13 protein-coding genes are annotated in these 13202 nt (G+C 59.8%); 3 read left to right on the top strand and 10 right to left on the bottom strand.

Annotation, left to right across the window (positions count from 1 at the left end; genetic code table 11):
* A partial coding sequence (locus AC1DIG_RS28800) for a hypothetical protein (RefSeq protein ID WP_477770045.1) occupies positions 1–182 on the top strand: 182 nt, incomplete at its 5' end.
* A gap of 85 nt (positions 183–267) precedes the next feature.
* On the opposite strand, the gene AC1DIG_RS28795 is transcribed toward AC1DIG_RS28800, so the two are convergent.
* From AC1DIG_RS28795 to minC, 7 genes are all read right to left on the bottom strand, one after another.
* Positions 268–2424 carry a mechanosensitive ion channel domain-containing protein gene (locus AC1DIG_RS28795; RefSeq protein ID WP_477770044.1) on the bottom strand — a complete coding sequence of 719 codons (2157 nt, stop codon included), beginning with the start codon at positions 2422–2424 and terminating at the stop codon, positions 268–270.
* A gap of 80 nt (positions 2425–2504) precedes the next feature.
* The gene (locus AC1DIG_RS28790) at positions 2505–2681 is read right to left on the bottom strand and encodes a hypothetical protein (protein ID WP_477770043.1); all 177 of its coding nucleotides are present in this window, start codon (positions 2679–2681) and stop codon (positions 2505–2507) included.
* Positions 2682–2820: 139 nt separating this feature from the next.
* Complete coding sequence (locus AC1DIG_RS28785; protein WP_477770042.1) at positions 2821–4110, bottom strand: M18 family aminopeptidase; 1290 nt, start codon at positions 4108–4110, stop codon at positions 2821–2823.
* A gap of 200 nt (positions 4111–4310) precedes the next feature.
* On the bottom strand, positions 4311–4946 hold the full coding sequence (locus AC1DIG_RS28780; protein WP_007940846.1) for an RluA family pseudouridine synthase: 636 nt from the start codon (positions 4944–4946) through the stop codon (positions 4311–4313).
* Between the two features lie 91 nt (positions 4947–5037).
* Positions 5038–5292 carry a cell division topological specificity factor MinE gene (gene minE / locus AC1DIG_RS28775; RefSeq protein WP_019693048.1) on the bottom strand — a complete coding sequence of 85 codons (255 nt, stop codon included), beginning with the start codon at positions 5290–5292 and terminating at the stop codon, positions 5038–5040.
* Complete coding sequence (gene minD, locus AC1DIG_RS28770; RefSeq protein WP_019693047.1) at positions 5292–6104, bottom strand: septum site-determining protein MinD; 813 nt, start codon at positions 6102–6104, stop codon at positions 5292–5294. Before minD ends, minE begins: the two co-directional genes overlap by 1 nt.
* 200 nt (positions 6105–6304) lie before the next feature.
* Positions 6305–7042, bottom strand: a complete 738-nt coding sequence (minC, locus tag AC1DIG_RS28765; RefSeq protein ID WP_054598158.1) for a septum site-determining protein MinC — start codon at positions 7040–7042, stop codon at positions 6305–6307.
* 121 nt (positions 7043–7163) lie between these two features.
* Here minC and AC1DIG_RS28760 point away from each other — a divergent pair, with 121 nt between their 5' ends.
* Positions 7164–8096, top strand: a complete 933-nt coding sequence (locus AC1DIG_RS28760) for a lipid A biosynthesis lauroyl acyltransferase (protein WP_477770041.1) — start codon at positions 7164–7166, stop codon at positions 8094–8096.
* A gap of 51 nt (positions 8097–8147) precedes the next feature.
* Positions 8148–9320, top strand: coding sequence for a patatin-like phospholipase family protein (locus AC1DIG_RS28755; RefSeq protein ID WP_477770040.1), 1173 nt, complete (start codon positions 8148–8150; stop codon positions 9318–9320).
* A gap of 133 nt (positions 9321–9453) precedes the next feature.
* Here the strand turns inward: AC1DIG_RS28755 and AC1DIG_RS28750 are convergent, their stop codons facing one another.
* The 3 genes from AC1DIG_RS28750 to AC1DIG_RS28740 form a co-directional block, all read right to left on the bottom strand.
* Complete coding sequence (locus AC1DIG_RS28750) at positions 9454–10308, bottom strand: pirin family protein (protein ID WP_477770039.1); 855 nt, start codon at positions 10306–10308, stop codon at positions 9454–9456.
* Between the two features lie 197 nt (positions 10309–10505).
* Positions 10506–11291, bottom strand: coding sequence for an outer membrane protein OmpK (locus AC1DIG_RS28745; RefSeq protein ID WP_477770038.1), 786 nt, complete (start codon positions 11289–11291; stop codon positions 10506–10508).
* A 520-nt stretch (positions 11292–11811) separates the two neighbouring features.
* Complete coding sequence (locus AC1DIG_RS28740; RefSeq protein ID WP_019693041.1) at positions 11812–13170, bottom strand: nucleobase:cation symporter-2 family protein; 1359 nt, start codon at positions 13168–13170, stop codon at positions 11812–11814.
* Positions 13171–13202 lie beyond the last annotated feature (32 nt).

Raw genomic sequence — 13202 nt, 5'->3', positions numbered from 1 at the left:
TCCGGTGTCCATCAGGGGGCATCGCCTACGGTCTGCTGCGCGACGACCTCCTCTCGATGTGTCCGGCTGCGCCGTACGGCGCTGCGCGCCCACCCCCTGATGAACACCTCCACTCGGCCTCCCGAAGGGGCGGGTGGATCAAGATCAACGACAACAGCACGGCGGCCTACCGGCCGGCCTGAGTGGTTGGAGCGCGTACGGCTTAGATCTCGTTCCCACGCTCTGCGTGGGAATGCAGCCGTGGACGCTCTGCGTCTGCTTTTTGCGTTATTCCTTCTCCAACCCGCCAGCCGCCGTCACCACCTGAATACTCATCCTCGGTGTCGCCAAATCCAGCCCGGCTTCATCCAGATGGCGTTTGAGCGACAGGTTGAACGCTCTTGAAACTTCCCATTGTTTGATCGGTGCGGTCTTGAACCGTGCGCGCAGAATCGCGCTGCCGGACTCGAAACTTTCCACCCCCTGAATCTCCAGTGGTGACCAGATGTTGCGGCGTTGTATCGGGTCGGTGCGCATTTTCTGGCCGACGTCGCGCATCAGTTTGATCGCGTCATCGATTTCCATGTTGTAGGGCACTGCCACGCGGAAGATTGCGTAGCCGAATTCCCGTGAGTAGTTCTTGATGCTTTTGATTTCACTGAACGGGATGGTGTGCACGATGCCGTCGATGTCCCGCAGGCGCACGGTGCGGATGGTCAGGCCTTCGACGGTGCCCAGGTGGCCGCCGACGTCCACGTAGTCGTCGATGGCCAACGAGTCTTCGATGATGATGAACAGCCCGGTGATCAGGTCGGCAACCAGCGACTGCGCACCGAAACCGATGGCCAGGCCGATCACGCCGGCACCCGCCAGCAGCGGCGTTACGTTCATGCCCATGTTGGCCAGTGCGACGATCATCCCGATGATGAAGATCGCCACGAACAGCACGTTGCGAATCAGCGGCATCATGGTTTGCGCCCGTGCATTGGCCTGGCCTTTGCGCGAGCGGGTGAGGGCGTGGTGCACGGCGGTGTCGCTGAGGATCCAGATCAGCCACGCGAAGATCAGTGTGCCGCCCAGGCTGAACAGTTTGACGCTGACTTCATGGCCTTCGCCTTCGGTGAAGCGGATTAGCGACATGCCCCAGACCCGCAAGCCCAGTTCGATGAACGCCAGCCACACTGTCAGGTGCGCGAGGGTATAGAAGAAACTCTTGAGGCGGTCCGAGTACAACGCATGGCGCTTTACCCCGCGTTGTGGCTTGAGTGCGTGGCGGCGGACCAAGCCGTTGATGACCATGCACAACACCAGCAGCACGGTGCAGATCAGCGATTGGCGCAGCGCGGTGCTGGTGTCGCCGGCCGAGACAAAGGTGGCAAACAGTGAAATCGCCACCAGCACCAGTGCGGGCAAGTACCAGAAGGTCCCAAGAATGTCGATGGTGTCGCTCAGCGCACGACGGGTCAGTCGCCGCGACAGCGGCTGGTTGCGGATCAGGTGGGCAATGGGCCGACGGAATCGCAGGATGAACAGGCCGGTGAATATCGCTGCCAGCACATTGGCGATGGTCGCGGTGGTGTGGGCCAGGTGAATGCCTAGGCTGGTGACCAGTCGTGGGTCGTTCAAGGCTTCACCGAAGGCCGCAAAACTGCCGATCAGCCACAGCGGACGAAAGGCCTGGTGCCGCAGGATGTACAGGGCGCGATGGCGGTGCGGGCCGTCGAGCACCGAGAACGCGATCACGCAGATCGCCGAGAAACAGGTGCCGACCACTAGTGCATAGGCCAGCACCATGGCCAGGTATTTACCCAGCGATGATGGCAAGGCATAGCTCATGTAGACGGTAATCAGCAGCGCGATCAGCCAGGGGCCGAGTTTACGCAGGGCAAAGCGCAGCATGTCCCAGGTCTTGGGGTGTTGCGGTAGTTCTTCGGTCAGGCCGAAGCGCGTTCGGACGCGATGACCAAGCCAGATCAGCGCAGCGGCGAGCAGGCTCCAGAGCATCAGGATCAGGGCGAAGGCAAAGAGCATCGGCAGCCATTCGCTGGCCGGCAGCATCAGCGCGCTCAGTTCGTCCTTGGCCAGGTCGAACTCGTCGGACCAGCGAGTGATCGGGCTGTCGGCACCGGAAAACTGTTTTTCGAGGCTGGCCAGGGTGCCGCCGATCAAGCCGAGCACACCGTCTTCTTCGGGGGGCTGGGCCTTTTTAGTGGTGTCGCGCAGTTTCTTCAGGTCGCTCAGTAATCTGGCTCGTTGCTGATCGTTTTCCAGCGATTTGATCACTTCGTCCAGCGATTGGCCCAGCGGTGCGGTCGCTTCCGGTTGGGCTTTTGGTGAGCCGTTGAGCAGGCCCGGCAGGCCGACGGCCTGAGCAGGCGCCACGGGAAGCAGCATCAACAGGCAGATGAACAACGTAGACGGCAGGGCAAAAAGACGAGCGAACACTAGGTGGTCAACCTCAACAGGGTGCAGGTCGACCGAGTGTACGAGCGGGGTAAAATCAATGCGAGCGCAGGCAGCGCTTTTTATTCGTTCAGTTTGGCGAGGATTTTGTAAATCACGGTGGCGAGGATCAGCAGCATGCCGACCCACATCGCAAACACCCCGGCATTCTTGTCGCGAAAGTTGAAGCCGATGGCCAGCAGGATCATTCCCGAAAGAATCGGAATGAGCATGGAGTTGAAAACAGACATCGAGATCATGACGACAGCCTTGTCGGGGAAGGTGATGTAAGTCTAGGTGGCTTTTGTGCGAACCGGGTTGATCGGTATCAGAAATGGTTCAGCAGCATCCCGTAATTACAGTGGCGAGGGAGCAAGCTCCCTCGCCACAGGGATTGCGTTACGGCAATTCGCGACTGGCGTAGAAAGCGCTCAGTACTTTGACCAGGTGCGCCAGGTCATGGCTGCCGCACAGTTCACGGATCGAGTGCATGGCAAACGTCGGCAGGCCGATGTCCACGGTGCGTACGCCCAAATGGCTGGCGGTGATTGGGCCGATGGTCGAGCCACAGCCCATGTCGCTGCGCACCACGAAACTTTGCACCGGAACTTCTTCGGCCATGCACAGATGACGGAAGAACCCTGCGGTTTCGCTATTGGTGGCGTAGCGCTGGTTGCTGTTGACCTTGATCACCGGGCCGGCATTGAGTTTCGGGCCGTGGTTGGCGTCGTGCTTGTCGGCGTAGTTGGGGTGTACGCCGTGGGCGTTGTCGGCCGAGACCAGCAGCGATTTCTGAATGGTGCGGACGAACTCGTCACCTTCGGGCAGCAAGCGACGCAGGGTTTGTTCGAGCATCGGGCCGTCGGCACCGCACGCCGAGCAGGAGCCGACTTCTTCGTGGTCGTTGCACACCAGCACGCAGGTTTCATCGGTTTCAGCTGTCAGCAAGGCTTGCAGGCCGGCGTAGCACGACAGCAGGTTGTCCAGGCGCGCACCGGCAATGAAGTCGCCATGCAGGCCGATGATGGCGGCGCTTTGGGTGTCGTAGAAGCTCAGCTCGTAATCGAGCACCACGTCGGCGTTCAGGCCGTGTTCCCGGGCCAATTGATCGGTGAGCACGGCGCGGAAGTCCACACGCTCGTCACCGGCAAATTGCGCAAGGATCGGCGGCAGTTCGGTCTGTGCGTTGATCGCCCAGCCCATGTTGGCTTCACGGTTGAGGTGAATGGCCAGGTTGGGGATGGTGGCGATCGGAGCCTTGAAGTCGATCAGCTGGCTTTCGACCTTGCCGTCGCGGCGAAAGGTCACGCGACCGGCCAGCGACAGGTCACGGTCAAACCAGGGGGCGAGCAATGCGCCGCCATACACTTCGACACCCAGTTGCCAGAAACCCTGACGTTGCAGTTCAGGTTGTGGCTTGACCCGCAGGCATGGGCTGTCGGTGTGGGCGCCGACCAGACGGATGCCGTCGTGCAGTGGGGAGTTGCGGCCCATCTTGATCGCAACGATCGAGGAGTCGTTGCGTGTGACGTAGTAGCGACCATTGGCTTCGGTGGCCCAAGGCTCACGCTCGTCAAGGCGCTGATAACCCGCCGCTTCCAGACGCTGAACAAGGCTGGCGGTGGCATGGAATGGGGTAGGGGAGGCCTTGAGGAAGTCGATCAGGCCTTGGTTCAACTCTTCGCGCATAAGTAGCTCCAGACAGCAGTGCCGCGAGTTTAACGTATTGATCGCAGGTTTTGCGTGGTACGCAACTTTGATGATCGTTCCCACGCTCCCGCGTGGGAATGCCGCCTTGGACGCTCCGCGTCCGCTTCGGCAGTGACGCAGAGCGTCACGGGATGCATTCCCACGCGGGAGCGTGGGAACGATCAGTCGATCAGTAGCACTCAAAACGGTGCGGGGCACTCGAAGCGCAAGCGTTCGCCACTTTGCGGGTGGGTGAAGCTGAGCATGCTGGCGTGCAGGCACAGGCGCGGCCAGGCTGCCAAGGCCTGCGGATGAGCGTAAAGCCCGTCGCCCAGCAGCGGATGGCCGATGGAGAGCATGTGCACGCGCAACTGATGCGAGCGGCCGGTAATCGGCGTCAGTTCCACCCGGCACCAGTCGCCGCAACGCTCCAGCACACGCCAGAAGGTCAGCGCATGTTTGCCGAATTCATGGTCCACCACATGGCGGGGTTTGGTCGGGGGATCGTAGCGCAACGGCAAATCAATGCTGCCGCTGTCCAGTTCCGGCTGGCCCCAGCACAGTGCGGTGTAGGCTTTTTCGGTTTCGCGGTCGTGAAACTGCCGAGACAGCTCGCGATGGGTATCGGGATCGCGGGCCAGCAGGATGATCCCGGAGGTTTCCCAGTCCAGTCGATGGACGATGCGCGCTTCCGGGTAGCCGTTTTCTTGCAGGCGGGTGATCAGGCAGTCCTTGTTGTCATCGGCGCGACCGGGCACGGAGAGCAGCAGGGTAGGCTTGTCCACCACCAGTACGGCGGCGTCCTGATGGATGATGCGGATATTCGACAGCGGCATTAAAACAGCCTCGTAACAAACGCCAACGGCGGCTCAGGTCCTCTCCGTTGCCGGAAAGGACCTGAGCCGCCGTGGCTCCAGCCGGATCGACTCAGCGATCAGGCAGGGTGATATTGAGTTCCAGAATCGAGCAACTGCCCTGGTTTTCCAGTGCGACGTGCACGTCATCGGACCCGATATTGACGTACTTGCGGATCACCTCGACCAGCTCCTTCTGCAAGGCCGGCAAGTAATCAGGGGTACTGCGTTGGCCGCGTTCATGCGCCACGATGATCTGTAGACGCTCTTTCGCTACCGACGCGGTGCTTACTTTTTTGTTGGCACGAAAGAAGTCAAAAAGATTCATTATCTACCTCCAAACAGGCGCTCGAAGAATCCCTTCTTCTCAACGTCAAGGAACCGGTGTTCCACGGTTTTGCCCAGCAGACGATCGACGGCATCGCTGTACGCCTGACCGGCGTCGCTCTGGTCGTCGAGAATCACTGGTACGCCTTGGTTGGAAGCTTTGAGTACGGCTTGCGATTCTGGAATCACGCCCAGCAGGGTGACCGCCAGAATTTCCTTGACGTCTTCGACGCCGAGCATTTCGCCATTGCTGACGCGTGCAGGGTTGTAGCGGGTCAGCAGCAGGTGTTCCTTGATCGGGTCTTCGCCGTTTTCGGCGCGACGCGATTTGCTCGCCAGCAGGCCGAGCATGCGGTCCGAGTCACGAACCGAGGAGACTTCCGGGTTGGTCACGACGATCGCTTCATCAGCGAAGTACATGGCCAGGTGAGCGCCTTTCTCGATGCCCGCCGGAGAGTCGCAGACCACGAATTCGAAGTCTTCCTTGAGCTGCATCAGGACCTTTTCCACGCCTTCCTGGGTCAGCGCGTCTTTGTCGCGGGTCTGACTGGCGGCCAGCACGTAGAGGTTTTCCAGGCGCTTGTCTTTGATCAGGGCCTGCTGCAGGTTGGCTTCGCCGTTGACCACGTTGACGAAGTCGTACACCACGCGACGCTCGCAACCCATGATCAGGTCGAGGTTACGCAGGCCGACGTCGAAGTCGACGATGACAGTTTTGTGACCGCGCAAAGCGAGGCCGGTACCGATAGCGGCGCTGGTGGTGGTCTTACCCACACCACCCTTGCCGGATGTAACCACGAGAATCTTGGCCAAGGTGTTTCACCCCTAAGGAAAAAGGACATTTAGCCCCTGAAAAACATCTCCTGAAAACTACTGCAGTCGGACAGCCTTGGCTGGAATCCGGTGTTCGGCGGGGTTTACCTCAGGTAAACACTACCTTGTGCCTTTTTCCTACTTCGTTTGAGCCGTTTTCGCTACGTTTTAGAGATGCTTGGAAAATGCGGCAGTATCCGTTAAAGCCGAATGATGTTCAACACGTCACCCGACAGGCTGACTTGTACACCGGCACCCCACAGCGGATCGCGGCGCAGATCTTCGGAAACCTTGTAATGACCGGCGATGGAGAGTAGTTCAGCGCTCAATTGCTGACAGAAAATCCGTGCCTTGGAGTCACCCTTTACACCGGCCAGCGCACGACCGCGCATCGGTCCGTATACATGGATGTTGCCATCGGCGAGAAGTTCCGCCCCCGGGCTGACCGAGGAAACCACTACCAAATCGCCACCCTGGGCATAAATCTGCTGGCCGCCACGTACTGGCGAAGTGATTATTCGGGTCGGCTTGATGGTCGGTTCAGGCGGTTTTTCCGGTTTTTTCCTGACTTCGCCTTCGTGCGGGTCAAGTGCACGCTCGCGCGCGCCAGACGGCGGCAGCACTGGAAGGTCGACGGCAATGGCGGCGGCGATATCTTCGATGCGGCTGGCGCGGATGGCCAGCGTGCGCAAGCCATGGTGGCGGCAAACACGCATCAGTGCAGGCAGGTCGACCGCGCCTTCAGTGGCCGGGAGTTTGTCCAGGGCCAGCACCAGCGGGGCATTGCTGAAAAAGTTCGGCGCCAGGGCGACCTTCGCAGCCAGTTGTCGGTCGAGGCTTTCGAGGTCATTGCGGGCCAGTTCCAGCACCGTAATGGCGAGCATGCTGCCCTTCAACTGGAACACGGGATCTTGGTCTAGCGGTTCGGTTTGGCTCATGGTCGGCATAAAACGGCTTGTCACTAAAAGTGCCGAGACTTATAACGAGAACGCCCGTAAGCCGCAAGCCGGGTCGAACCGATGTAGAATGCGCGGCCTTGTTGTCTGTCCGGAATCGTTAATGGATCGCCCGCAATTTCGAGCTGCATTTTTTCATCCGCGTTTTTGGCCGCTATGGTGCGGTCTAGGGCTGTTGTGGCTGGTCGTTCAGCTGCCGTATCCGCTGCTGCTGCGCATTGGTCGCCTGCTGGGTAGCGGGATGTATCGGGTTGCCACCGATCGTCGGCGCATTGCCAAACGCAACCTGGAACTGTGTTTCCCGGAAAAGACACCTGCCGAGCGCAAGCGTCTGCTCAAGGAAAACTTCGCCTCGACCGGTATTGCCTTCTTCGAGATGGCCATGAGCTGGTGGTGGTCCCGCGCGCGCCTGGCACGCCTGGCCCATGTCGAAGGGCTGGAGCACCTCAAGCAGGCTCAGCGCGACGGCAAGGGTGTGATCCTGATGGCGTTGCACTTCACGACTCTGGAAATCGGCGCGGCGTTGCTCGGCCAGCAGCACACCATCGACGGCATGTACCGCGAACACAAAAACCCGCTGTTCGATTTCATTCAGCGGCGCGGTCGTGAGCGGCATAACCTCGACTCGCTGGCGGTCGAGCGCGATGACGTACGCGGCATGCTCAAGTTGCTGCGCGCTGGCCGGGCCATCTGGTACGCACCGGATCAGGACTACGGCGCCAAGCAAAGTATCTTCGTGCCGTTGTTCGGCATTATGGCCGCAACCGTGCCCGCCACCAGCAAGTTTGCCAAGCTGGGCAAGGCGCTGGTGGTGCCGTTCACCCAGGAACGCCTGGCCGATGGCAGTGGTTACCGTCTGGTGATCCATGCGCCGCTGAACGACTTTCCGGGTGAAAGCGACGAGGTCGACTGCCTCCGGATCAACCAGTGGGTCGAAGGTTGCGTGCGCAATTGTCCTGAGCAATACCTCTGGACCCATCGCCGCTTCAAGAGCCGCCCACCCGGCGAGCCGAAATTGTATCCCAAGCGTGGTTGAATCCATTTCGTCAGACTAGATTGAAAGCCCCAGGCACCATGGAGCGTTGCGATGAGTTCAGTTGAGCCGGTTACAGGTTTGATTCTTTCCGGCGGCGGGGCTCGGGCGGCGTATCAGGTCGGGGTGCTGGCAGCGATAGCCGAGCTGCTGCCGGCAGGTTCCGCCAATCCGTTTCCGGTGATCGTCGGTACTTCGGCCGGGGCGATCAACGCGGTAAGCCTGGCCAGCGGGGCGACGGACTTTACCGCCGCCATCCAGCGCTTGACCGCGTTCTGGCAGGGCTTTCGCAGCGACCTGGTGTTACGCAGCGATTGGCCGGGAGTCATCAGCCAGGCCACTCGGTTTGTCAGTCACAGCCTGTTGGGGATTGGCGCAAAAGTACCGGTGGCGCTGGTCAACAGCTCACCATTGCGCGATTTGTTGAACGACAAGCTGCACCTTTCCGGCATCAGTGAAGCCATCGCTCAAAAACAACTGCACGCCGTGGCCGTTACCGCATTCGGTTATGAGTCCGGGCAAGCCGTGACCTTCTATCAGGGCGGCCGGAGCATCGATGCCTGGCTGCGCCATCGACGTATCGGCGTGCCGACTCAATTGACGGTCGATCATCTGCTTGCCAGTTCGGCGATCCCGTTGTTGTTTGCGCCCGTGAAGATCGGCAACGAGTACTTCGGCGACGGTGCGGTGCGTCAGTCGGCACCGATCAGCCCGGCCCTGCACCTGGGGGCGAGCAGGGTGCTGGTGGTGGGCGTCAGTGGTAACCCGCGCGGCGTTGATCCCGATAACCCGTTGCAGCGCACCTACACCGGTCAGCAACCCTCGTTGGCGCAGATTGGCGGGCACATGCTCAACAGTACGTTCATTGACAGCCTGGAGAGCGACATCGAACTGCTGCAACGCTTGAATCAGTTCAGTCACTTGTTACCGGCCAGTACCACGACACGCAGCCTGGGTGTGGCACCGGTGGACGTGTTGGTGATTGCTCCAAGTCAACCGATCGATGAAATCGCTGCGCGGCATCGGCAAGAGCTGCCAGCCGCGTTGCGACTGTTCTTGCGCGGGCCGGGTGCGACCCGGACCAGCGGCGCCGGGGTGTTGAGTTATTTGCTGTTCGAGGCGGGGTATTGCAGCGAGTTGATCGAGCTTGGCCGCCGCGATGCCTTGGCCAAGCGCGAAGAATTGTGCGGATTCCTGGGGTTGGAAGAGCCTGTAATCCCGGCTTGAAAACTGTGGCGCAGCCATCGCGAGCAAGCTCGCTCCCACAGAGGATCGTTGTCGAGCACAAATACCGTGTGTACTGAAGATCAAATGTGGGAGCGAGCTTGCTCGCGATAGCGTACGTTCAGGCGATAAAGAACTATGCGGTCAACCGATCATCGCGAAAATCACGCAACGCCTGTTCGATCTCCTCCCGGGTGTTCATCACGAACGGTCCGTACTGCACGATCGGTTCTCCCAGCGGTTTACCGGCGATCAACAGCACTCTGGCGCCGGACTCGCTGCTCAGTTGCAGCTCGCCTTCATCCGACAAACGGACCAGTTTGCTGACGCCGACACTCTGGGTTTGTCCCGGCAATTCAACGCTGCCGTCATACACATAGAGCAGTGCCCGATGCCCATCAGGCAGTTTCGGCGCGATGCTAGTGCCAGCCGGCAGATGGAAATCAAAGTAATACGGTTCGGTGTCTGGCCGTTGTACCGCGCCCATTTGCTTGACGGTGCCGTCGTCGAACAGACCGGCGATCACCACCACCTCGACGCCTTGTGCAGTTTTCAGTCGTGGAATGTCCGCCGGCTGAATGTCCCGATAACTGGCCGGATCGAGCTTGTGCTTGCCCGGCAGGTTCAGCCACAGCTGGAAGCCGCGCATCACGCCTTCTTCCTGCTCCGGCATTTCACTGTGGATGATGCCCTTGGCGGCAGTCATCCATTGCACGCCACCGCCCTCCAGCAAACCGACGTTACCCAGATGATCCTCATGGCGCATGCGCCCTTCGAGCATGTAGGTCACGGTTTCGAAGCCGCGGTGCGGGTGGGGTGGGAAGCCGGCAATGTAGTCGTCGGGATTTTCCGAGCCGAACTCGTCGAGCATCAGGAACGGGTCGAAGCGTTCGACGCCTGCGCCACCAAACACCCGGGTCAGCTTGACCCCGGCGCCATCGGACGCGGGTTGGCCGGTATGCAGGCTAAGTACTTTGCGAAATTGAGTCATCGGTGCAACTCCTTGATCAGAGTGGAATGGCGCCATGCTATGCCAGACGGATTGATCAATGGTTGCGAATTTTGCGGGGGTTTAATCGGGTTTTTCGATGTTTTGGCAGCAAAGCAAAAGACCGCAGCCGGCGCCGGCCCCTACACTCGATGCGCTTATGTAGGAGCTGGCGAAGCCTGCGATCTTTCAACCCTGGATCAGAAGTGGTACTTCACCAGCAAACTCGTGGCGCTCTGATTGGTGGTGAAGTCCTTCGTGTCTTCGATGGCGTACTTGTTCTTCCAGTAGTCGTACTCGATACCGACGTACAGCTGCTTCTCACCCCAGTGCAAGGCTTTGCCCAGGTCGTACTTGATCTGCGGGTTGAAGTGCAGGTTGGCGTGGTAGGTGCCTTTGCTGTTCTTGTCGTTATCGACCACCCAGTCCATGAACCCGTCGATCAGCACGCTGGAGCTGCCCACCGGGATGGTGTAGGACCAGACCGGAGTGATCTGCCAGATGTTGTTACCCGGGCGTTTGTCGTCAGTGTGGCGATTGTAGAAGTTCAACTGGAAGTAATCGAAACCGGGAATGGCCAGGTCGAAGCCCGGACCGATCAGGTAGGAGTTGACGTCGCCTTCACCGGTCTCGTAGGTCATGGCCAGCAGGACGTCCTTGATCGGGCCGAATTCGAGTTTCTGGTCGAAGATCTTGCCGAACGACAGGCGTGGGCTGAACTCACCGTAGTAAGTGTTATTGCCGACGTAGGCGTCAGGTTTGCCGTTGTAGAAAATCTTGTCGATGAACAGGAAGTTGTCCCCGTATTTCCAGGCATCGGCATGCTCGAAGGTCACGGTTTGCTGGATGCTCGGGTTGACTTTAAAGTCTTTGCCATAGAGATAGGTCAGGCTGTTGTTCTGCCACTGCAGCAGATCGCCGGCCATTGCCTGGCCCCCTGCCAGCAAGGATCCAGCGAGCATCAGGCTAGTGCACGTACGGTTCATTCGGTTGCTCCCAAAGTAAGTGGTTCCACGTTTTTTTTTTGAATCGGCGCTCTGCTGTGGCGCCTGTTTTTCGTTGCCGTAAAAAGTTCTCCAGTCGATCGGTTTCAGCGCTCCGGCAAGCGCTGGGCCAAGGCTTTTCAAAAGCAAAAGAACGCCCGCCCGGCTGTTCGAAAACAGTCGATCAAGCGTCCATTCGGTTTTTATTGGAGTGTGCCGTGTGACCGTCCAGAGCCGGGGTAAGCTGGCTATCTGGTCAGGAAATAATTCCGGGCTTTTTTTTAGAGCCGATTCAGGCGGCCGCGGAGAATACTGACTCCCGCGCCATGGCTCAAGCGCCCCGCAACGGAGCGCTGCTATCAGGTTTGTCATCGTGTTGCTCCTCGATTGTTTTTATTCTTAAGGCGCAGACAGCCGCCGACGGCGACCGGACGTATCACCGGCCGGTCTGTCATGCGGGTATTTCGTGTCACGGGTGAAGCGGGATAACAACGGAAGAACGGGCGGACCGTCCGGTTATCCGTCAGTGCTGATGAGCGTGGCACTCGTTGTTGGCGGCTCGTTCTGCGCCGCCGAGGATGTTGAACAACAGGTTCAACGAGAGGGCGCTGAGGGTCGCCATGGCAATGCCGCTGTGGGTGATCGGGCTCATCCACAACGGCAAGTGGGCGAAGAATTCCGGACGAACCACCGGGATCAGGCCCATACCGATACTCACCGCCACTAACAGTTGGTTGCGACGGTCGGCGATGTCGGCTTCCTGAAGAATCTTGATCCCGGTAGCCGCGACCATGCCGAACATGGCAATCGCCGCGCCGCCGAGTACCGCCGGTGGAATCGATGCCACCAGAAAGGCCGCTTTGGGCAGCAGGCTCAGCACCACCAGCAAACCACCGGCAACGATGGTCACCGAACGGCAGCGCACGCCGGTCATTTGCACCAGGCCGATATTCTGGGCAAACGAGGAATGAGTGAACGTGTTGAAGAACCCGGCGAAGAACGACGCGCCGGCATCACACAGCAAACCGCGGCGGAGCATCCGTGGGCAGACTTCCTGGCCGGTGATCTTGCCCAGGGCGAGGAACATTCCGGTGGACTCGACGAAGATGATCACCACCACCAGGCACATTGAAAGGATCGGCGCGAGATGGAATTGCGGCATGCCGAAATGCAGTGGGGTGACGATTTGTACCCACGGCGCCTGCGCCATGCCGCTGAGGTCGACCATGCCGATCAGGCCACAGAGGATGTAACCCAGACCCATGCCGATCAGCACCGAAATGTTCACCCAGAAACCGCGCATGAAGCGGTGGATCAACAAGATAGTGCCCAGCACCAGAGCGGCGATGGTCAAGTAGACGGGGGAGCCGAACTGCGCGGCAGCGTTGCCGCCACCGGCCCAGTTCACGGCCACGGGGAACAGCGACAAACCGATCGAGGTGATGACCGTGCCGGTCACCAGCGGCGGGAAGAAACGCACCACCTTGGACATGAACGGCGCGATGAGCATGCCGAAGAACCCGGCGGCGATGGTCGCGCCGAAGATCCCTTGCAGGCCGATGCCAGGCATGCCGGCCATGGCTACCATGCTGCCGACTGCCGCAAAACTGGCGCCCATCATCACCGGCATGCGAATGCCCATGGGGCCGATGCCCAGCGATTGCACGACGGTTGCAATGCCGGCGACCAGCAGGTCGGCGTTGATCAGGAAGGCGATTTCTTCACGACTCAGGCCAGCGGCCTGTCCGATGATCAGCGGCACCGCGATGGCCCCGCCGTACATCAGCAGAACGTGTTGCAGACCGACCAGAATCAGTTGCAACAGCGGCAGTCGTTGAATCGCGGGTGCGTCGGGGATGCGTGCTTCGGATGACACGGACATGCAACACCTCGGATCTTTTTTATTCTTGTGAT

The organism is Pseudomonas sp. 05N431 (assembly GCF_056397005.1).
This window is presented reverse-complemented; position numbering and strand designations above follow the sequence as displayed.